The sequence below is a fragment of the Acinetobacter sp. ANC 3781 genome (assembly GCF_004331285.1).
GTDB lineage: Bacteria > Pseudomonadota > Gammaproteobacteria > Pseudomonadales > Moraxellaceae > Acinetobacter.
Map to the genome: position 1 here is coordinate 135510 of NZ_SJOH01000002.1, position 19631 is coordinate 155140.

The following is a 19631-nucleotide window of genomic DNA, read 5'->3' on the forward strand; positions in this document are numbered from 1 at the left end:
AATTTAAGCGTATAGTAAGACATCTCAGCCAAGCTGAATGTCTCATAAAAGATATAAAGCAACGTAGAGAGAATTAATATGTCTATCCTAAGTTGGGACGATTTCGAAGATGATTCGCAAAAACCGGCTGCACCTGAACACAAGTCTGCGCCCATCAACCCGCAAAAAGCGGCTGATACGCAGATGGTATCTGATGCACACAACACATCGTCGGATGTGGCAATTGCACAACCCATTGCAACCAGTAAAGGTCGAACAAAACATTCAGCCGATTCACTGGCAAGAGCATCTGCTGCCTTAGAAACACTTGATGTTGCTCCAGGCTTAGAAGAGCTTGAAATGGGTGCACAGCGCGTACAGGTTGATGATAAAGCCATGATCAACTGTCGTGCTGACTTAAACCAGCTTGTGCCGTTTAAATACGAATGGGCTTGGCAAAAATATCTAGACGGTTGTGCCAATCACTGGATGCCGCAAGAAGTCAACATGAACCATGACATCGCACTTTGGAAGTCTGAAAACGGCTTAACCGAAGATGAGCGAACTATTGTGATGCGTTCACTTGGTTTCTTCTCGACTGCCGACTCATTGGTTGCAAATAATCTGGTATTGGCGATTTACCGTCATATTACCAACCCTGAATGCCGTCAGTACATTTTGCGTCAAGCATTTGAAGAAGCGATTCATACGCATGCTTACCAATACTGTATCGAATCTTTGGGTATGGATGAAGGCGAAGTCTTCAACATGTACCGCGAAGTACCGTCAGTAGCACGTAAAGCGGCTTGGGGCTTAAAATACACTCAGTCTTTAAGTGATCCTACTTTCAAAACCGGTACACCTGAAAACGACCAAATCTTGCTTCGTAACTTGATCGCGTTCTACTGTGTACTTGAAGGGATTTTCTTCTATTGTGGTTTCAGCCAGATCCTGTCTATGGGTCGTCGTAACAAGATGAATGGTGTTGCCGAGCAATTCCAGTACATCCTACGTGATGAATCTATGCACTTGAACTTTGGTATCGACATGATTAACCAAATCAAGAATGAAAATCCAAGTCTTTGGACAGCTGAATTCCAAGAAGAAATCATTCAAATGATTCTTGAAGGTACCATGCTTGAAATCGAATACGCACGTGACACTATGCCACGCGGTGTATTGGGCATGAATGCTGCAATGATGGAAGAATACTTGAAGTTCATTGCAAACCGTCGTTTAGCACAACTTGGCTTGCCTGAACAATTTGCTGGTGTGAACAATCCATTCCAGTGGATGTCAGAAATGATGGACTTGCGTAAAGAGAAAAACTTCTTTGAAACGCGTGTTACGGACTACCAAACTGGTGGCGCGTTAAGCTGGTAATTTAAAGATTAAAAAATCCCGCTTATATAGCGGGATTTTTTATTAAAAACAAAAAACCCTTGAATACATAAACTTAAAACTATTAAAAGATGAAATTTTAAACATTTCTGCTATGATGATATGCAATAACAACACTAAATTTATAACGTATACCCATAAAAATAGAGGCAAAAATGAAAGGACAGATTCTAGATTATTCAATCCAAACCAATTCAGGCATTATTAGTGGTGATGACCAAAACCGTTACAATTTTACCGGTGCAGAATGGCGAGGACAACGTCCACCTACTCGTGGCGATCGTGTGGATTTTGATATCGACAGTACCACAGGGAATGCAACTCAAATTTTTACAGCATTGGGTCATAGCAATCCCGTGCAAAATATTTCCAATCAGTTAGACAAACTTTCCGATCAGAATAAAGCTGAAGAACAATTCAACATGATTGACTGGTTCGTAAAATGTTTAAAAAATTATGTCACCTTTGATGGGCGTGCACGACGTAAGGAATTTTGGTTCTTTATGCTCGTTTGTTTCATTTTAGGCATTATTGTACAAGTGATTGATGCGATATTAGGTACACACCAAACTCTAAATAGTTTATTAAATCTGGCCCTACTCCTGCCTAGCTTGGCTGTAGGTGCTCGTCGTTTACATGACACAAATCGATCAGGTTGGTGGCAACTTATTGTCCTAACGGTTATTGGCGTTATTCCACTGATTATCTGGTGGGCATCAGATACAAAAAGGGAAAACAACCAATGGGGACAACCTGCTAAATAAAGCAGATAAAAAAGGGCGATAACGCCCTTTTACTGAATCAAAATTTAGCCGTATTTGCGGGCAAAGTCTTCATCTGAGGTACACAAGTAAATAATGAACTCGATGAAAGCCACGATTGCCGGAATAAAGGTCCAGCAAAAAATCAGATAAACAATTCCCCAGCCAATTTGCCCCAAATAAAATTTATGAATACCGAAGCCGCCGAGGAAAAAAGCCAAGATTGCTGCAATAATCCTGTTTTTATCGCCCACTTGCGTAGGAAATACTGACGGTGAACTAAGGATGTAAATGTCATTGGCCTGACCGGTTCCATCCACGCTAAAATCAATTTTTTGACCTCGGACAGGTGGAATTTGCCCACGCCACTGCGCCCCAGAAAACTGATAGCGGTTTTGATCATCACCACTGATCACTCCCGAATTGGTCTGAATGGAAAAATCCAATATTTGCCCTTTCATAAATACCCTTAGTTTTCTTTATATTATCTTTTTAAATTATAGGTTTAATTGTTCGAATTTAAAACAGGTATCGATAGAGACCTTATTCGGAAAATATTCCACTGTCAGTACATATAATTTTTGTTCTATCAGTTTATAAAATAGAGCAGTTTAATAACTTCATGCCAAAAGCACTTCAAATAAAAAACCCGGACTTTTTAATCCGAGTTTTTAATGAGTGATTTAAACTGACGAGTGATAGATTTATCGTAACTCGATTTGATTCATTTTTTCCAAACCCTGTACAGCAGCGGAAAAATCTAATTTACTGGCCTCATCTTTTTCAAAGTGGGTAAACTGTTCCTGAATCAATTGCATACTTGGAAGCTGCAATGACTCTTGCTGAATCAAATCGACTGCAATGCCAATATCTTTTTGCAACAAATCTAGAGCAAAGGTTTTATCAAAACTTCGACTGAGTACCCGCTGCCCCATAATATTTTCAGACATACTGCTTTTACCACTGGAATGATTAATACAGTTCAAAGCTGCCGATAAATCAACTCCCTTAGATTTCAATACAGTGAGACCTTCTGCCAACGCCCATAAGTGGGTGGCCATCAAGGTATTATTAATTGCTTTCACCGCAAAACCAGAACCGCTTTCGCCGACATATTCAATGAGACCTGAAAATGCAGCAATAATCGGTTTGGCTTTTTCAAAGGCAGCTACATCGCCACCAATCATCACGGTTAAGGTGCCTTTTTCAGCGCCGATGGTTTGACCTGAAACCGGTGCATCCAGATATTCCACCCCTATTTTTTTTAAGGCTTGATTTAACTGTTGTGCAGATTTTGGAACACCACTGGTGCAATCAATCCAGATACTGCCTGACTTGGGTGGATGCTCAGCAATCAACTGCTCCACATCCGCACTGGTCGGTAAACAAGAGAAAATAAAATCAGCTTGTACCGCCTTTTCTATATCCACAGATTGGGTTTGAAAGCTGATTGAATGATGATCCGCCTTGGACTGGGTTCTGTTCCAGACCCAGACTTCATGTCCAAGTTTAGGAAGATGGGAAGCCATATGCCATCCCATTGCCCCGAGTCCAATAAATGCAATTGTCTGATTCAAAATGAACTCCTATGGATGTGTGACTGATTCGGTATCTACCCTGGCTGGAACTGGACTGGTTGCATCTTCACCACGATTCAAAAATAGATTCAGTACAATCGCCGCTAAAGTTGCAGTTCCAATCCCGCCTAAATCGAAGATGCCAATTTTCAAGCTAAAGTTACCCGCTCCCATAATCAGGCTCACCGCAGCAATAATTAAAGTGCTGTTTTTGCTGAAATCGATTTTGTTATCAATCCAGATTTTTGCGCCGGCCACAGTAATCAAGCCAAATACCATAATGGATGCACCACCCAACAATGCCACAGGAATGGTACTAATCACGGCACCAAATTTAGGGGACAAGCCGAGTAAAATCGCAAACAGACCTGCCACAACAAAGATCGTCGTTGAATAAACTTTAGTGACGGCCATTACGCCAATATTTTCAGCATACGTGGTCATACCTGTACCGCCGACCGATGCAGACATTGAAGTACATATACCATCTGCAAAGAATGCACGTCCCATGTATGGATCAAGATTTTTGCCGGTCATGCCCGAAACTGCTTTAAAGTGACCCAGGTTTTCAGCCACTAAAATTAGTGCCACAGGTGCAATCAATAAAATGGCATTGGCGTTAAAAACAGGACTATGCAAAGTCGGCAAACCAATCCAGGCCGCGTCTGAAATAATGCTAAAATTAATCGGTGTACCGAACCCCATGACATTGGTCATCAGGAAATAAATAAAATATGCAGCTACAAGACCGAGTAGAAGCAATAAACGTCGCACCATCCCTCGCGTAAATACCGCCACTACGCTGATACAGATAATGGTGACCACTGCCATCCAGGTATCGAATGAACTAGCAGATACACTTTTAATGGTCACTGGCGCGAGATTCAAACCAATGATCATGACAATTGCGCCCGTCACAATCGGTGGCATCAATTTTTCAATCCAGCGGGTACCGGTTTTCATAACAATCAAACCAATACCGGCATAAATTAAACCACAGACCATAGTTCCGCCAAGTGCCAAGGCAATATTAGGATTAGACCCTGCACCGGCATAACCGGTTGCCGCGGCAACTGCACCAATAAAAGCAAAGCTCGACCCCAGATAACTCGGCATGCGGCCACCGGTAATCAGGAAAAATAAAATGGTTCCGATACCGGTAATTAAAATGGTCAAGTTCGGATCAAAACCCATCAACAAAGGTGCAAGCACCGTTGCACCAAACATGGCAAAAGCGTGTTGCAGTCCTAAAACAATACTTTTCCCTGCAGGTAAATATTCATCTATTTGCACGGGTGTTGTATCTAAATTGCCTTGGTAAGGCTTAAATTCCGGAAACCACGATTCTTTTTTTTGCATGGGTTTCCCCTCCCCTAAATTAGGAATATTGGATTAGTTCATGGGTTGTGGCTCGCAATACGCACGATTGAAATACATCAATGCATTCATACCTTGATTTTGTTTCATGGCTTTGACCTGACAAATCAGTACATCGTGGCTACCAACCGACATGCTTTGCACTACTTCACAGTCAAACGAAATCAGTGCATCCTCTAAAACGGGTGCCTGTGTGAGCAATGTCGACCATTTTCCACGCAAGAATCGTTCCGACATGGGTGTTTTTCCACCAAAGATATTCGATAATTCAGCATGATGTGCAGCGAGAGTATTTACGCAAAGCACCCGATTACATTTAAAGGTCTCAAATACCGATGCCGAGCGGTTTAAGCACACCAGTAAAGTCGGCGGTGAGTCGGTGACGCTACATACCGCGGAAGCGGTAAAACCGGCCTGACCCGCTGCACCATCTGTGGTAATCACATTGACGGCGGCGCCTAAATTAGACATACCCTGCCTAAAAGTCGCCTGATCAATTTCTTGATGCGTTTCATGAGTCATCATCTGAAAATTTTGCGCATGTTGTACTAAATCTTTTGTCGATTGAACCGACATGATTTTGCTGTTCATCATCATCTCCATTACTGGAATTCAACTGTTCATTATTCAATTTGAATTTCAGTTTTGTCCTTCATTGATATCAAAATTACATCTTTTTTGTGAAGTTTCTTCATTTAAACATGCGCGATAGATGCAATTTCGACTAAAGCATCGGGTTTCACTAGGCCCGTTTGTACGCAGTAGCGTGCCGGTTTATCCCCTGGAAAATACTCCGCATATACAGTATTGATCGCAGTATAATCGGCCCAGTCTTTGACAAAGACATGATTAAAGGTCACGTCATCCATTGTCCCACCCGCAGTTTCAATGACTTTTTTGATGGTTTCTAAAATATGACGAGTTTGTGCAGCAGCATCGCCGATATGTACGACATTGTTATTTTCATCAAAGGCCAAAGTGCCCGAAACATAAACTATATTGTCCGCTTTGGTGGCAGGAACATACGGTGCCAATGGTTTTCCTGTTCCTACGGGTAAAATAATTTCTTTTGGCATGATATTTCCCTTATAAAGTTTCAGGCTGATTTTTCTAAGATATGCGATTTAGATTGAAAGGTTTCGACAAAATTTACTGTGTCCGACACCCAACCAAAGAAAGTTTTAATGTTATATAAACTGGCTGCATGCGCTTCAATCGGTCCTGCCTGATAACAGGCATCGTCTAGTGCAATACCAAAATACTCAAGGAAAAAGCCGTCTCTTAAAGTCGACTCGACACAAACATTGGTGGCAATCCCGACAAAAACCAGATTCCGAATGCCTTTGCTGCGGAGCATGCTGTCCAAAGCGGTATTAAAGAAACCGCTATAACGGGATTTTTCAATCACGATGTCTTGGGCCAAAGGTTTAAGTTCATCAATCAGCTCAAAATCCCAGCCGCCTTTTGCGAGTAATTTCCCTTGTAATTCAGGCTGCTTACGCATGGTTTTTAAGGCGTTGGATTTATGAAAATTCGGGGAATTGATACCACCCGCTTCCACATACTGATCATCCCAGCCATTTTTGAAATAAATCACCTGAATGTTTGACGCATGCGCGGCATCGACTGCTTTTTTGATGTTCTCCACTACAGGTTTGGTTTTTGAAACATCAAAACCTGCCAAATCCAAATAGCCGCCTTTTGAGGTATAGGCATTTTGCATATCAATCACGATTAATGCTGTGTGCTCGGGTGCAAGTTGAATGGCTTCCGGTTCTGCCTTTAACACTTTTCCAGTAGCTGTGGCTTGGGTAAAGCCTGTACAGACCACATTTTCTACAGATTTATTCATATTCATGCTGACTTCTCCAAGACTGAAACTTGAGTTGCTTCACCTTCAACCACAATATGCTCACGGCATTTCATCAAAGGCTGAATTTTTTGGCCAAAATTTTCTACGCCTTGAATAAAATCATCAAAGGTTAAAAGAATGCCTTCAGTTCCTTCGATTTCAGCAATTTCATCCAGCATTTTTGCGACATTTTCAAAAGAACCGACAATGGTACCCATGTTGATATTGACGGGTGAAACACTGGATGCCATTTGACGAATATTAGTATCTGCACCGGATTTGGTATCTTTACCGCCTTGGTTCATCAGCCAGTTAATCGCCTCAACATCTGCCCCATCGTTATAGCTTTGCCATTTTGCAAAAGCTTCTTCATCGGTCTCTGCCGCAATCACCATAAAAAGCACATAAGTTTGCACATCACGGCCGGTTTTATCGGTATGTGCCTTTAAGCGATCATTAATATCTGCATAAGCCTTGGGTGTATTTAGGCCTTTACCAAAGACAAAGTTGTAGTCTGCATATTTAGCGGAGAACTCCAGTCCCGTATCGGACTGCCCTGCACAGATGATTTTCATATCTGCTTGCGGAACTGGACTTACGCGGCAATCATCCATTTGGAAATGCTCGCCTTTAAAGTCCGATTGTCCTGTCGCCCAAAGCTCACGTAAAATTTCGACATATTCAGACAAATAGTCATAACGTTTGGCAAAGTATTCATCACCTGGCCACATGCCCATTTGTTTATATTCAGGCGCTTGCCAACCGGTCACCACATTTAAACCAAAACGCCCATTGGAAATAGAATCAATAGTCGATGCCATACGTGCCACAATTGCAGGCGGCATCACCAAAGTTGCCGCTGTGGCATAAATTTTAATTTTGCTGGTCACCGCAGCAAGACCCGCCATTAAGGTAAATGTTTCGAGATTATGATCCCAAAATTCGGTTTTCCCGCCAAAGCCACGTAGCTTGATCATCGAGAGGGCAAAGTCAAAACCATAATGTTCTGCACGTTGCACAATTTGCTTGTTCATTTCAAAACTAGGTTTATATTGCGGTGCATTTTCAGACAGCAACCAGCCATTATTTCCGATTGGACAAAAGACGCCTATTTTCATTATTAACACCTCATTTTTACCATTTGGTTATAAATTTGCTTCAAGCAAGCCACTTGAACTTTTATAGTTAATATTTAGCAAATGCTGTGCCAATTATATTTAATATATATTTTTCAATAATTTATAAAAATATTATTTTAACAAATAGTAAAATAAGCAATAAACCAGATGCACTGTTATAGTAATAATGGCTCTAAAAAAATGCACAATCCTTAAAAATCAGAAATTCTGCGCCGATTAATCCCGAATTTTTATGAAAGAGTAAATTAAAAAAAACCGCGATCTTAAAAATCGCGGTTTGATAAAAAATTTACCGGTTATTGCTATAAATAAGCCTGCTTAATTCGAGAATAAAACTACTTTTAAAAAATGATGGTGAAAAAATTGCAGCATGGTTTTGTTTAATAACTCTGGCTGTGCAACTGTAGATGCATGTGCCCCTGTAACAAGCACACTGAGTTGCCCATGACCGAGTCGCTGTTGTAGATCACTCGACTTGTGTACAGGAACCAAAAAGTCATCCTGATTGGCAATGAAATGCAGTTGGCTATGCTGCAACGCTTGTATATGCTGATCATTGATTTTAAATTGCCGGGCAGTTTGAATCCGCTTCATTACATTTGGAGCCGGTGGGAAATCGTCAAGCTGAATATTTTCCAGCGTATTTAAATGCTGATAATTTTTTGAAATCCATGCTGGTGGGTACAAAAATAATCCCTGTGCTCGGACATAAGCTTCTGCACCTGCAGATTTTAATAAATGAACCCTGGCTTCAAAGCATTTTTGGGTATGCGGATCGATTTCATCCCATGAATTAATACAGGTTAAACTTAATAGTTTTATTTCAGATGACACTATTAATATAGCCAGTTCTGCACCAATAAATGCGCCAATCGCATGTCCAATAAAATGAAAACACTGAATTTTTTCTAATTTTATAATTTCCAGTAACTGCAATGCCAGGTTAGTAATTGCATACTTATGTGGAAGAAGAGCTGAATCGGCATGACAACCTTCCTGGTCATAAGTTAGAACATGAAAATGTTCTGTTAAAGCCGCAATTTGAGGTTTCCAGAAACTGGCATGACCACCCAAACCTGAAGATAAAATTAAATACTCAGCTGCTGAATTTCCTGTACATCGATGAATTTGATAGCTCATTTTTACCATTCATTAAAATAAATTTAATAAGAAACAGCAAGAATTGTGCCTAAATAATCAAATAAACTCAGTCTATCTCATCAATATCAAATCCCCGTTGCAGTGAAATATAGAGAATAAAATTTTATAAAAATAAGAAAAAGTAAAAATTTGAATCTAAAAAATCGCCTAACAAGATTTACTTTCATACTCAAATCTACAACAAAAATAGCTAAACCCAAGTCAAACCAAAAACTTAAAATAGATGAATACAACAAAGACGAATAAAATAAAAAATGTAAGAAAATAAGATGCTAAAACAAGCGTCAAAAAATCGATATGCAAGTTAATTGGAGTCAAATTTATAACAACCCCAAACACTCACTGTCTCGTAATAGAACAGTCAGTGCGCTAGAAATGGCAATCTCTTCCTACCTATATTTTTCTTGAAAGGTGATGGTTCATGGACATAGCAACTGAAGATCCACTATTTCAATGTCACTATCTGCCGCGTTATTTTATTGGGCTGATCTTCATCCCTGCCCTATTTATTGTTTTAGCGCAGCACTCTCTTAGTAGCTTCAATATGGTTCAAGATTTTAGTAGTCTGATTCAGTATTTATTACATCAACCCCCGTCAGGTTGGTTATTAGTGACACTGATCATTCTGCTGGCCTGTATTGCCATGAACATAAAACTTGTAGTTACCCGCCAAACTATATCCATACAAAATATGGGAATAAAACTTAACATCATGGTGCAGCGTAGCACCTTGTTTAAAGCTCAGCTTTATTCCTCACATGCCTCAAAGTATCGTGTGCTTAAGCCACTTACAACCAGGGCATTAGACCAAGAAAAATGGAAAACGAGTAGTATCGGCTTTATTTTAAAGCCAGAGTTTCGCAAACAATTTAAAATGGCACATATTGATCTGAATATGTTTAATGAAGATAACCGCAGAACACTGGTTAAGACTCTGGTACAACACTATTATTTAGACCCTAAAAAATTTTTAGATAGAAAACAACTTGCCAGAAGAAAACTACAGCATAAATTTTAATAAAAAAGGCGCTCATAGCGCCTTTTTTATTACTGTCTACTTAAACCGGAATACGAAGTACTTGTCCTGGATAAATATCATCCGCATCTTTTAACAGTGGCCGGTTAGCTTCAAAAATTTTGTTATATTGATTGGTATCACCATAATATTCTTTTGAAATTTTAGACAGGGTATCGCCCGATTTAACTGTATAAAATTTACTTGCAGGTTCAGATGTCGCGACAGTCATCTGATCATCCACTTTTGCGACGTGATCAACATTCCCTACCGCCAGCACAATTTTCTCACGGTCTGCCTGGCTTTGTACTTGTCCCTTAATGGTCGCCAGATCAGAAGTGCTGTTATAACTCACAGATAAACCCGTTACAGGCAAGCCCAACGCTTTAATATGGCCAAGTAATTTATTTGCAATTTCTTGCGCAGATGGCTCTGCTGGAGTAGTTGAAGCTGCTGGAGTTGCCTGTGGTTCTGCTGGTGCAGTATTTTTTTTACCAATACCTTTTACAAAATCAAAAAGACCCATTTTAGTTCTCCATCTTGTTATTTATGCTATTAAAAATAGTGTTCTATTTTTATACCTAAAATTCCGCTTCAAAAAGATGCTCTTTGGTCATGTAAAGGTAACGGTATGTAATAAAAGGGATCCAACAAGCATTTTGATTTTCATTAAAAAAGCCACCTAAAAGGTGGCTTTCATTTTCAGCAAAGCTGAAACAACAATTAACCTAGTTTCTTAGAAACATAGTCAATAGCTGATTGAACAGTTGTGATTTCGTTAGAATCTTCATCAGGGATAGTGATGTCAAAATCATTTTCGAAAGACATAACAAGCTCAACTAAGTCTAAAGAGTCAGCACCTAAGTCATCCATAAAAGATGCTTCGTTTTTAATCTCTTCAGCTTTAAGACCAAGTTGTTCTGCAACCGCTTGTTTGATACGTAGTTCGATATCGCTCACAGGAATTCTCCTCATTGCTTGTGGCGTTTTTAATGCCGTTAGTTTAATTGAATATCTAATTTTTTGAAAGTTTATACATCAGCTAATTAGCTCATGTATAGACCGCCATTCACATGTAAAACAGTACCAGTAATGTAATTCGCTTTCTCGCTAGCCAGAAAGCTCACTGCATTTGCGATATCTTGTGGATCCCCTAAACGGTTCAATGCCACTTGTTCACTCATTTTCTTACGAATTTCTTCACTTAACTGTTCTGTCATTTCTGTTGCAATAAAACCTGGTGCAACAGCGTTCACAGTAATTTGGCGACTACCCATTTCTTTTGCAAGGCTACGGCCAAACGCTTCTATACCTGCTTTTGCAGCAGAATAGTTGGCTTGTCCCGGATTTGCAAAGTGGGCAACGACAGAACTGATATTAATAATGCGTCCAAAACGTGCTTTGGTCATACCTTTTAAAACACGCTTAGATAGACGATATACGGCTTTCAGATGAATATTGAGAATGTCATCCCAGTCATCTTCAGACATACGTAGTAACAAATTATCTTTGGTAATTCCGGCATTATTGACGAGTGCCAAAATAGGACCATATTTTTGTTCAATATCTGTAACTAAGGCATCAATGGCAGCAGCATCTCGTACATCAAGCATTGCACCGGCCCCATTTTCAGCAAAACTTGCAGATAATTTTTCTGCGCCTGCTTCGGAAGTTGCCGTACCAACGACAAAATAACCGTCTTGAATGAGTTGCTGAGCGATGGCTGCTCCAATCCCTCTGCTCGCACCTGTTACCAAGGCGACTTTACGTTCTTGTGTCATGCAATTTTCCCTTCAGCCACTAAAATGGCATTTAATGCATCTTCTAGACGGCTATTACTGTCCAGTGGAAATGCTTTTTTAATATTTGGCAAACGCTTTGCAAGATTGGCAAGGACATTACCCGGACCACATTCAACCACATACTCTACACCTTGATCTTGCAGGTACTGCATGGTCTTGGTCCATTGCACTGATTGATACAATTGTGCAGTCAATGCCTGACGCAAGCCTGCCACATCAGTTGCGATTTCTGCGTTCACATTTTGTATTACAGGAAGGCCAGGTAGCTCAATGGCAGTTTGTTCCAAAGCTGCCGCAAACTTTTCCGCAGCAGGTTTCATCAGTGAACAATGTGATGGAACAGAGACCGGTAATGCAATCGCCTTACCTGACTGTTCTTTTGCCGCAGCCATTACCGCTTCTACTGCTGCTTTATCACCAGCAATGACCACTTGACCTTGTGCATTGTAATTTGCGGCTTCTACTGAACCGTTCGCCTGTGCATTGACTTGCTCACAAAGCTCAATCACCTTGGCATCTTCGAGGCCCAAAATAGCGGCCATCGCACCCTGTCCTTGTGGAACAGCTTCTTGCATAAGTTTACCGCGTAAATGTACCAGTTTAACGGCATCGCCTAAACTCATCGCTCCAGCTGCAACCAATGCGCTATATTCACCCAATGAGTGACCTGCAAGATATTTTGGTGCAACACCACCCAATTCCAACCACACACGCCACAAGGCAATACTTGCAGTCAGCAATACAGGCTGTGTAAATTCTGTTTGGTTTAACCCTTCACCACTTTGGGCAATGTGCCATAAATCAAAACCAATCGCTTCTGAAGCTTCGGCAAAAGTGTCGGTCACACCACTAAACTGTTCTGCAAGTTCAGCTAACATGCCAACTTTCTGTGAACCTTGACCAGGAAAAACAAATGCAGTTTTTATCGCTTGAGCTGCTTGCTCGAGTCGTTTAGCAGACATATCAAAATCCTTTCATGAGTCTAAGCTCTTTTACGAAGCGAAATTTAACACTTAATTTTTGTTTTGGTAATTGCCAAATACAACAAAAAACGGCAACAAAAAAAGGGAGCTTTCGCTCCCATTTTTTCTACTAAGCTTGACGCTTAATATCACCAATTACTCAGCAGCAGCTGCTTTAGCGAATAATTGACGACCACGGTAGATGCCATCTTTAGTCACGTGGTGACGACGGTGAATTTCACCAGATGTTTGGTCTACAGTTAATGCATTCTCGGTTAAAGCGTCATGTGAACGGCGCATGTCACGGCGAGAGCGACTTTTACGGTTTTGCTGAACGGCCATGATGGCTCCTTACAAAGATCGAAAAATGGATCAGAACAAATTCAGTTGTCTTATACTTTACAGTATAACACAAAAATTAGTTAAGTTTGCCCTTCAAACCTGCCAAAACACCAAACGGATTATCCCGTTTTTCTTCGGCAATGTCATCAGCAGCAGGTTGATGCTTATGCTCACAAACGTCATGTCTAGGAGACAAAGGCATCAACAATAACAATTCATCTTCTATCAGTGCGAGTAAATCAGCAGTCGCAGGTGCATCAAAGCTACCTTTGGTCGTTGCTTCACTCTCACCTAGGACGATGAAATCAGCATCCTCATCCAAGCGCTCTATCAGTGATTCATCATCCACAAGCGCTAAATGAAAGTCTGAAACGAGAGCAATTTCAACGGTATTCAGACAACGCTGACATTCCATTGGAACTTTCGTTTCAACATGACCATCTAACCATACGATACGATGATACGCATCCATTGATAGCTTACAGTCTATGTTAATCAATTGATGATCAATTGATCCAACAGCTTCACGGGAAATACGAACAAAGCGAGACAATGGCAGGGTACCTGACCATGTAAAGCCTTGTTCAGCCCATTTAAACGGCTCAATCTGTGCCGGAAAGGTATTTGCTGACATAATTAAGGCGGCAATTCTACAAATTCATGGGTACTCTGTCAAAGATTAAGATACAATTTTGTACTTATTTAGACAGATCATTTGGGTAATACAAGTCATGCATCAGTTGCAGCCGCAACCTGAAGTCACTACTTCATTACGGTTCACCACTCATTCAACCTCAGATTCTGCGGTTTTTTTAGACCATGTGCAACTCTCACCGTGGGCTAATTTGCAAACAGAAGTTCAACAAGTAGATTGGCTTATACTACACTTTAATCACTGGTTTTCCCACCTAAATGTGACGCTTGTTCGTGGTGATTTTGAACCTGAATATTTTCCAGCGAATAAAGACCTCCCTGCCCGCATTCAGTTTGCCCATGGTTTCTTTAATAGTGCGTTACACGAGATCAGCCACTGGAGCATTGCGGGCGACCAAAGACGCTTAATGGCAGATTTGGGCTATTGGTATGCCCCGGATGGCCGAAGTGCTGAGCAACAAGCGTTATTTGAGCAGGTCGAAATTAAACCGCAAGCCATTGAATGGTTATTCTCTCAAGCTTTCGGTCGAAAATTCCGCGTATCTTTAGATAATTTAACTGGTGATGGCGGTAATGGCACAACTTTTAAAGACAATGTTTATGCCCAAGTTCATCAATATTTTAACGGTGAAGCCAAACTTCCCCGCGATGCAGCACGCTTTATTCAGTGTATCTGTGCCTGTACGCGAAGTGGCAAAACATTACAAAGTGATGAGTTTCAACGCGAAACTCTGGACTGAATTACATAAACTCATCAAAGCATGATTGCAAGACTTTGTAAAATCAACAGATAATGTCTAAAAATAAATCGGGAGAGAATAAATATGCTTCATTTAAGAGTACATCCTGATAATCCTCAACCCCGTTTAATCACGCAGGCGGTAGAACGTATTCGTGCGGGCGATGTGGTGGTCTACCCGACCGATGCCGCATATGCAATTGGCTGTCAAATCGGTAATAAAAATGCCATGGAGCGTATTGCACAAATACGTGGCTTAGGGCCAAAGCATCAATATGCCATTCTATGTTGTGATTTATCCGATATTGCCACCTATGCCAAGGTGGACAATGCCATGTATCGGTTGCTGAAAAATAATACCCCTGCTGTAACCACCTTTATCTTACCTGCAACCAGTGAAGTCCCTAAACGACTAATGCATCCAAAAAAGAAAACCATTGGACTGCGTATTCCGAGTAATCCGATTTGTCGAATGTTATTGAAAGAGCTGGATGAACCCCTGTTAACCAGTACGCTAATTCTTCCCAATCATACAGAGCCTTTAGATGATCCATATGATATTGAAATGGAACTGGGCAAACGGATTGATGTGTTTGTGGATGGGGGTCTAGGAATCTTAAATACCACCAGCATTGTTGATTTATCCGGCGAGCATCCGGAAGTGATCCGTCATGGGGTCGGAGATGTAAGCGCTTTCGAGTAAGCGCTTTATTCTGCATCCTTGAATACAGAATAAATCAAGCGCCACTCTTCCATTTTTTATTGTATGTCAACGTTTTCTCAGAGACGGGCGATATTCTGATGTCTCTGTAAATGTGATTGCATTGGTTTATACAGCTTGATTAAAATTTGGACATTCAGTAAGGGTTTGCTTGGTCTGATAAATTTCTTGTCTAAATTTATTCTGAATAATATAAGTCGCCGTCACGTTATCGTCTTTATAGACCGTTAAATAAGCATCTACCATATCCGGTTTCTGTCCTTTTAACTTCTCCAGAATTGAACAGCCTAGCTGATTGACACTGTTTTTTATAGGATCCGGAACTTGTTTACCATTAAATTCTGTCAAATACATATAAGTAATAATATTGGGATAGTGATTTAAGATATCCCCATCATCGATCGGTAATCCTGTACTCTTCATTTGCTGGCGCATCGTATCATCCATACGGATATTTTTTAATGTCTCACGCACTTGCTGCTGAAACTTATGCTTCCAATACAGTTCAATCCCTCCAAATAACACTGCAATGATAAATGTGCCTGTAATCACAAATTTAATATTCATCCTCAGCCTGCTTATAATTATCAAAAAATTATTATTATGCCAACCGTATCACTCTTTTTTATTTTCCTTAATGACAAAACCTATTGTTATGTTATTTTTCTTATTCAGTTTGTAAGTTAGTTAAACACTTTTTTCTGCTCTTCCTCTGCATCAAGATTATCTGGCTCGAAATCATTCTGATAAGCTTTTTGAAGATTGATCCATTCTTCATCTAATATTGAAAACCAGGCAGAATTGCGGTTTTGGCGTTTGGCTATAAAGTGTTAACGAAAGGTTGCTTTATACTGAAATCCAAACCTTACAGCCACATATTTTGACGATTGATTCAATACATCACATTTTCACTCAACCTAGCAAACTCTTGCTCAAAATATGCTTTCAATCATAAATAGATCGCTTCAGTCGAGGCATTGGACTGTTTTATTGGTGGCGAAAAAAATATTAGCCAGATCTATAACCTAATCCGCAGGATATTGATTAATTAACCTCACCCATACCGCCACCGTATCATTCACTTTAATTAAATAATGAATGCTTCTTTTAAAACCAAAATAATTAGCTAAAGCGATTGGTAATTCATCTTCAACTTTAAGGTCTGAGTAAGATAAATCGTTCCAATAACTGCGCTCCACTTTTATATTTATACATTGCAACATTTGCTGAAAATACGCTTCATTGAGTGTAGTCACAGACAAATCATGTAATGTGACACTGTTTCCATATAGATTTTTTGCTGAAAACTGCCCTGCTGAAGGATTGGATACAGCTATACCAATAATTTGACTCTATTCATTTTCTTGTACTTTCTGATAATTTTTCCTAGATGATCCCATAGTCTGTATTAGTGTTCTAGTGCGCAAAGATTTGTTTTATACCAGTAAAAAAATCATATTTAACAATGATATCAAAGGCATTATTTCTATTTCAATAAAAAATCCCTATTTATTTTAGGTTTTTTTGTCATTTGTTAGATTTTGTAATTTATTTGAAGGCCATTTTCCTTTAGACTACGCAGATTAATTATGTGCTTTTTCTCTTCACACAGCACCTATCCTGAAAGCTGATCTGAAATAGCATCTTCATGCCTTTGAAAATTCGCGTGGCCTATAACTGTAATGAATCAACCGATCCATAATCCTATGGAGCAAGCTTCACCCATCCGTATTTTGGATGAGTGGCAAGAATCTATTCCAGAGGATTTGTATATTCCTCCTGCAGCATTTGAAATTCTTTTAGAGCATTTCGAAGGACCACTCGACTTCCTGATTTATCTGATTCAAAAAAGCGGTTTTGACTTATTACAACTAGATATTGCGCCGATTGCAGCCCAGTATTTGTCGTATATGGATGCAATGAAGTCACTCAATATTGAATTAACAGCTGACTATATGGTGATGGCGGCTTTATTGGCCGATCTTAAATCACGCTTACTGCTACCCAAAGCAAATACATCCATTGTGATTGAAAAAGATCCAAAACAACAACTGATTGATCGTCTGGAAAATTATTTACGGGTAAAACAGGCGGCCGAACGTTTGGGGCAAATGCCCGTTTTAGACCGTGACACCTTCCCCACCAATGTCAGTTTAGGTCAAATTGCACAGAATAATGAAGGCTATGATATTGGTCTTTTACGTGATGCTTTATTTTGCGTGTTTAATCGCCCCGAACCGATGACCCATCAAATTTTACAAGAACCAGTATTGCTTGAAGAACGGATTGCCTTTATTGAAAATCGTTTAAGGTCCGGTGAAATCCTACATTTTCAAGCCTTATTGAAACCGAGTCAGGGACGTATGGGGATGGTGGTCACCTTTATGGCCATTTTAGAACTGACCCGCCAACAAAAAGTGAATATTATTGCAACCGGTATTGAAGCGCCACTTGCGATTCAAGGAGTACTCGCATGATTGATCATCAAGCCTCTCCTTTATCTGTTGCTGATAACCAACATGAAGTTTTGATGCAACTGGAAGCAATTATTTTTGCAAGTGAAGCAGCTGTTTCACTTGCACGTTTAAAAGAAGCGTTCCAGAATCTATATTCTAAACAAGAATTGCGTCAATTCTTGCAACAACTTGCTATGCTACAACATGGCAGATCGATCGAACTGGTGGAAACAGCACAAGGTTTCCGTTTTCAGGTTCGTGCTAAATATCGCAATATCATTACCCAAGTTTGGCCAGAGCGACCAACTCGCTTATCGCCAACCATGCTCGAAACCCTTGCTGTGATTGCTTACCATCAACCAGTAACCCGAGCAGATATTGAACAAATTCGTGGAGTTTCAAATAATAGTCAGATACTGAGATCGTTGTTTGACTGGAACTGGATTAAAGAGTCTGGTTTTAGAGAGCTACCGGGAAAACCCGCGTTGTTAGTTACAACGCCACAATTTTTAAATGCTTTTGGCCTGGCGTCTTTAGGTCAATTGCCTCCCCTACAGGATGCCAAGGAAGCTTTTATGGCCCTCGATGCTCACGCACCGAAGTCATAGATAGGTGAACTGTTGATGATAATTTCTAAGGTTATGCTGTCATGAGTGAAAAATTACAAAAGGTGCTTGCACGCGTTGGTTTGGGTTCTCGCCGTTATATGGAAGAAGTCATTGCCGCTGGTCGTGTAAGTATCAACGGACGTGTTGCCCAAGTGGGTGAACGCATTGAACCAGGTGATGAGCTTCGCATCGATGGTCGTAAAGTCCAATTTCAGATTGAAGACGAAATTCGTCGTCGTGTTCTGATTTACTACAAACCAGAAGGTGAAATTTGTTCACGCAATGACCCTGAATCACGTCCGACCGTATTCGAACAGCTTCCAGCAATTCCAGGTGACCGCTGGGTGATGGTCGGCCGTCTGGATATTAACTCGACTGGTCTTTTATTGTTCACGAATGATGGTGAGTTGGCGAATCGCCTAATGCACCCTTCAAACGAAATTGAACGTGAATATGCCGTGCGTGTGATGGGTGAAGTAACACCACAACTTAAAAACAATATGACCAATGGCGTTGTTCTGGATGATGGTCCGGCAAAATTTGAATCATTCTCTGAAATTGGTGGTGAAGGGATTAACCGCTGGTATCAAGTAGTGGTAAAAGAAGGTCGTAACCGCGAAGTTCGTCGTATTTTCGAATCTCAAGGTCTTAAAGTTAGCCGCTTGCTGCGTACCCGTTATGGGACTGTCATTTTACCTCGCGAACTTCGTACAGGCCGCTGGATGGAGCTTGATAAAGGCGACATCGACAACTTAACCAAATCGGTTGAGTTAAAGCCACGTCAAGGTACGGGCTTGTTTGGTATGGCAAAACGTCGTAACGAACGTATGCAGGAAAAACCAATGGCTGCACGTCGTGGTGGTTATTTACGTCAGCAACGTCGTGATAACGAAGAAGACGTTCAAAAGCCAGCTTTCAACCGCGAACGTCGTGAAAACCCAAATGGCTCTGGTCAACGTCGTCAAGACAATAGTCAAGGTACATATGTGCAGCGTGAAACTCGCCAAGACACTAATACCAATACATCTACACAGCGCGAACGTCGCCCGGAAAATTTTGGTAACCAAGTGACTTATGGCCAACGT

The 19631-nt window shown here is 40.6% G+C and carries 23 protein-coding genes and 1 pseudogene; 8 read left to right on the forward strand and 16 right to left on the reverse strand.

The annotated features are described in order from the left end of the window. Positions 1 to 78 precede the first annotated feature (78 nt). Together E0H89_RS02280 and E0H89_RS02285 are read left to right on the forward strand one after the other, a co-directional pair. Complete coding sequence (locus E0H89_RS02280; RefSeq protein ID WP_131214230.1) at positions 79 to 1362, forward strand: ribonucleotide-diphosphate reductase subunit beta; 1284 nt, start codon at positions 79 to 81, stop codon at positions 1360 to 1362. 173 nt (positions 1363 to 1535) lie between these two features. Continuing rightward, positions 1536 to 2144: a DUF805 domain-containing protein gene (locus E0H89_RS02285; RefSeq protein ID WP_131214231.1), complete on the forward strand. Its 609-nt coding sequence runs from the start codon at positions 1536 to 1538 to the stop codon at positions 2142 to 2144. 44 nt (positions 2145 to 2188) lie between these two features. Here E0H89_RS02285 and E0H89_RS02290 read toward each other — a convergent pair whose 3' ends face one another. The 8 genes from E0H89_RS02290 to rutD all read right to left on the reverse strand — a co-directional run bounded on the left by E0H89_RS02290 (position 2189) and on the right by rutD (position 9226). Beyond that, on the reverse strand, positions 2189 to 2602 hold the full coding sequence (locus E0H89_RS02290; protein WP_131214232.1) for a TM2 domain-containing protein: 414 nt from the start codon (positions 2600 to 2602) through the stop codon (positions 2189 to 2191). A 243-nt stretch (positions 2603 to 2845) separates the two neighbouring features. Next, on the reverse strand, positions 2846 to 3718 hold the full coding sequence (locus E0H89_RS02295; protein WP_131214233.1) for an NAD(P)-dependent oxidoreductase: 873 nt from the start codon (positions 3716 to 3718) through the stop codon (positions 2846 to 2848). A gap of 9 nt (positions 3719 to 3727) precedes the next feature. Next, on the reverse strand, positions 3728 to 5077 hold the full coding sequence (rutG, locus tag E0H89_RS02300; protein WP_131214234.1) for a pyrimidine utilization transport protein G: 1350 nt from the start codon (positions 5075 to 5077) through the stop codon (positions 3728 to 3730). Positions 5078 to 5110: 33 nt separating this feature from the next. Continuing rightward, positions 5111 to 5671, reverse strand: coding sequence for an NADH-dependent FMN reductase RutF (gene rutF / locus E0H89_RS02305; protein ID WP_131214328.1), 561 nt, complete (start codon positions 5669 to 5671; stop codon positions 5111 to 5113). Positions 5672 to 5790: 119 nt separating this feature from the next. Beyond that, complete coding sequence (gene rutC, locus E0H89_RS02310; RefSeq protein WP_131214235.1) at positions 5791 to 6171, reverse strand: pyrimidine utilization protein C; 381 nt, start codon at positions 6169 to 6171, stop codon at positions 5791 to 5793. 20 nt (positions 6172 to 6191) lie between these two features. Beyond that, the gene (rutB, locus tag E0H89_RS02315; protein ID WP_131214329.1) at positions 6192 to 6947 is read right to left on the reverse strand and encodes a pyrimidine utilization protein B; all 756 of its coding nucleotides are present in this window, start codon (positions 6945 to 6947) and stop codon (positions 6192 to 6194) included. 2 nt (positions 6948 to 6949) lie between these two features. Next, entirely contained in the window at positions 6950 to 8065 is a 1116-nt protein-coding gene (rutA, locus tag E0H89_RS02320; RefSeq protein ID WP_131214236.1) for a pyrimidine utilization protein A, read from the reverse strand. Between the two features lie 339 nt (positions 8066 to 8404). Then, on the reverse strand, positions 8405 to 9226 hold the full coding sequence (rutD, locus tag E0H89_RS02325; protein ID WP_131214237.1) for a pyrimidine utilization protein D: 822 nt from the start codon (positions 9224 to 9226) through the stop codon (positions 8405 to 8407). A 442-nt stretch (positions 9227 to 9668) separates the two neighbouring features. On the opposite strand from rutD, the gene E0H89_RS02330 reads away from it, so the two are divergent. Next, the gene (locus E0H89_RS02330) at positions 9669 to 10265 is read left to right on the forward strand and encodes a hypothetical protein (protein WP_131214238.1); all 597 of its coding nucleotides are present in this window, start codon (positions 9669 to 9671) and stop codon (positions 10263 to 10265) included. Between the two features lie 40 nt (positions 10266 to 10305). On the opposite strand, the gene lysM is transcribed toward E0H89_RS02330, so the two are convergent. From lysM to E0H89_RS02360, 6 genes are all read right to left on the reverse strand, one after another. Continuing rightward, a complete protein-coding gene (gene lysM / locus E0H89_RS02335; RefSeq protein WP_131214239.1) occupies positions 10306 to 10788 on the reverse strand; it encodes a peptidoglycan-binding protein LysM in 483 nt (160 codons plus the stop codon). A gap of 197 nt (positions 10789 to 10985) precedes the next feature. After that, entirely contained in the window at positions 10986 to 11222 is a 237-nt protein-coding gene (gene acpP, locus E0H89_RS02340; protein ID WP_004651013.1) for an acyl carrier protein, read from the reverse strand. Between the two features lie 86 nt (positions 11223 to 11308). Then, a complete protein-coding gene (fabG, locus tag E0H89_RS02345; RefSeq protein WP_131214240.1) occupies positions 11309 to 12043 on the reverse strand; it encodes a 3-oxoacyl-ACP reductase FabG in 735 nt (244 codons plus the stop codon). Continuing rightward, on the reverse strand, positions 12040 to 13026 hold the full coding sequence (fabD, locus tag E0H89_RS02350; protein ID WP_131214241.1) for an ACP S-malonyltransferase: 987 nt from the start codon (positions 13024 to 13026) through the stop codon (positions 12040 to 12042). Before fabD ends, fabG begins: the two co-directional genes overlap by 4 nt. A gap of 156 nt (positions 13027 to 13182) precedes the next feature. Further along, the gene (gene rpmF, locus E0H89_RS02355; protein ID WP_067870197.1) at positions 13183 to 13368 is read right to left on the reverse strand and encodes a 50S ribosomal protein L32; all 186 of its coding nucleotides are present in this window, start codon (positions 13366 to 13368) and stop codon (positions 13183 to 13185) included. Between the two features lie 76 nt (positions 13369 to 13444). Beyond that, a complete protein-coding gene (locus E0H89_RS02360) occupies positions 13445 to 14002 on the reverse strand; it encodes a YceD family protein (protein WP_131214242.1) in 558 nt (185 codons plus the stop codon). A 97-nt stretch (positions 14003 to 14099) separates the two neighbouring features. Here E0H89_RS02360 and E0H89_RS02365 point away from each other — a divergent pair, with 97 nt between their 5' ends. Further along, on the forward strand, positions 14100 to 14762 hold the full coding sequence (locus E0H89_RS02365) for an elongation factor P hydroxylase (RefSeq protein WP_131214243.1): 663 nt from the start codon (positions 14100 to 14102) through the stop codon (positions 14760 to 14762). A gap of 84 nt (positions 14763 to 14846) precedes the next feature. Continuing rightward, on the forward strand, positions 14847 to 15464 hold the full coding sequence (locus E0H89_RS02370) for an L-threonylcarbamoyladenylate synthase (protein ID WP_131214244.1): 618 nt from the start codon (positions 14847 to 14849) through the stop codon (positions 15462 to 15464). Between the two features lie 126 nt (positions 15465 to 15590). Here the strand turns inward: E0H89_RS02370 and E0H89_RS02375 are convergent, their stop codons facing one another. After that, positions 15591 to 16049: a hypothetical protein gene (locus tag E0H89_RS02375; RefSeq protein ID WP_131214245.1), complete on the reverse strand. Its 459-nt coding sequence runs from the start codon at positions 16047 to 16049 to the stop codon at positions 15591 to 15593. Between the two features lie 458 nt (positions 16050 to 16507). Then, positions 16508 to 16738 carry a hypothetical protein gene (locus tag E0H89_RS02380; RefSeq protein ID WP_131214246.1) on the reverse strand — a complete coding sequence of 77 codons (231 nt, stop codon included), beginning with the start codon at positions 16736 to 16738 and terminating at the stop codon, positions 16508 to 16510. A 426-nt stretch (positions 16739 to 17164) separates the two neighbouring features. Here E0H89_RS02380 and E0H89_RS02385 point away from each other — a divergent pair, with 426 nt between their 5' ends. From E0H89_RS02385 to rluB, 3 genes and pseudogenes are all read left to right on the forward strand, one after another. Further along, the gene (locus tag E0H89_RS02385; RefSeq protein ID WP_131214247.1) at positions 17165 to 17959 is read left to right on the forward strand and encodes a segregation and condensation protein A; all 795 of its coding nucleotides are present in this window, start codon (positions 17165 to 17167) and stop codon (positions 17957 to 17959) included. Beyond that, a complete protein-coding gene (gene scpB, locus E0H89_RS02390; protein WP_131214248.1) occupies positions 17956 to 18546 on the forward strand; it encodes an SMC-Scp complex subunit ScpB in 591 nt (196 codons plus the stop codon). The genes E0H89_RS02385 and scpB overlap by 4 nt, the downstream gene beginning before the upstream one ends. A 41-nt stretch (positions 18547 to 18587) precedes the next feature. Continuing rightward, positions 18588 to 19440, forward strand: a pseudogene (gene rluB, locus E0H89_RS02395) (23S rRNA pseudouridine(2605) synthase RluB); the annotation flags it as partial. Positions 19441 to 19631: the final 191 nt, after the last annotated feature.

Excerpts from the sequence above, each read along its gene's own strand:
- E0H89_RS02385 (WP_131214247.1), top strand. The coding sequence starts at position 17,165 with ATGAATCAACCGATCCATAATCCTATGGAGCAAGCTTCACCCATCCGT.
- E0H89_RS02365 (WP_131214243.1), top strand. The coding sequence starts at position 14,100 with ATGCATCAGTTGCAGCCGCAACCTGAAGTCACTACTTCATTACGGTTC.
- E0H89_RS02285 (WP_131214231.1), top strand. The coding sequence starts at position 1,536 with ATGAAAGGACAGATTCTAGATTATTCAATCCAAACCAATTCAGGCATT.
- rutB (WP_131214329.1), bottom strand. The coding sequence starts at position 6,947 with ATGAATAAATCTGTAGAAAATGTGGTCTGTACAGGCTTTACCCAAGCC.
- E0H89_RS02360 (WP_131214242.1), bottom strand. The coding sequence starts at position 14,002 with ATGTCAGCAAATACCTTTCCGGCACAGATTGAGCCGTTTAAATGGGCT.
- rpmF (WP_067870197.1), bottom strand. The coding sequence starts at position 13,368 with ATGGCCGTTCAGCAAAACCGTAAAAGTCGCTCTCGCCGTGACATGCGC.
- E0H89_RS02290 (WP_131214232.1), bottom strand. The coding sequence starts at position 2,602 with ATGAAAGGGCAAATATTGGATTTTTCCATTCAGACCAATTCGGGAGTG.
- fabG (WP_131214240.1), bottom strand. The coding sequence starts at position 12,043 with ATGACACAAGAACGTAAAGTCGCCTTGGTAACAGGTGCGAGCAGAGGG.
- rutA (WP_131214236.1), bottom strand. The coding sequence starts at position 8,065 with ATGAAAATAGGCGTCTTTTGTCCAATCGGAAATAATGGCTGGTTGCTG.
- rutF (WP_131214328.1), bottom strand. The coding sequence starts at position 5,671 with ATGTCGGTTCAATCGACAAAAGATTTAGTACAACATGCGCAAAATTTT.
- fabD (WP_131214241.1), bottom strand. The coding sequence starts at position 13,026 with ATGTCTGCTAAACGACTCGAGCAAGCAGCTCAAGCGATAAAAACTGCA.
- E0H89_RS02375 (WP_131214245.1), bottom strand. The coding sequence starts at position 16,049 with ATGAATATTAAATTTGTGATTACAGGCACATTTATCATTGCAGTGTTA.
- scpB (WP_131214248.1), top strand. The coding sequence starts at position 17,956 with ATGATTGATCATCAAGCCTCTCCTTTATCTGTTGCTGATAACCAACAT.
- E0H89_RS02330 (WP_131214238.1), top strand. The coding sequence starts at position 9,669 with ATGGACATAGCAACTGAAGATCCACTATTTCAATGTCACTATCTGCCG.
- rutD (WP_131214237.1), bottom strand. The coding sequence starts at position 9,226 with ATGAGCTATCAAATTCATCGATGTACAGGAAATTCAGCAGCTGAGTAT.
- rutG (WP_131214234.1), bottom strand. The coding sequence starts at position 5,077 with ATGCAAAAAAAAGAATCGTGGTTTCCGGAATTTAAGCCTTACCAAGGC.
- rutC (WP_131214235.1), bottom strand. The coding sequence starts at position 6,171 with ATGCCAAAAGAAATTATTTTACCCGTAGGAACAGGAAAACCATTGGCA.
- E0H89_RS02280 (WP_131214230.1), top strand. The coding sequence starts at position 79 with ATGTCTATCCTAAGTTGGGACGATTTCGAAGATGATTCGCAAAAACCG.
- E0H89_RS02370 (WP_131214244.1), top strand. The coding sequence starts at position 14,847 with ATGCTTCATTTAAGAGTACATCCTGATAATCCTCAACCCCGTTTAATC.
- lysM (WP_131214239.1), bottom strand. The coding sequence starts at position 10,788 with ATGGGTCTTTTTGATTTTGTAAAAGGTATTGGTAAAAAAAATACTGCA.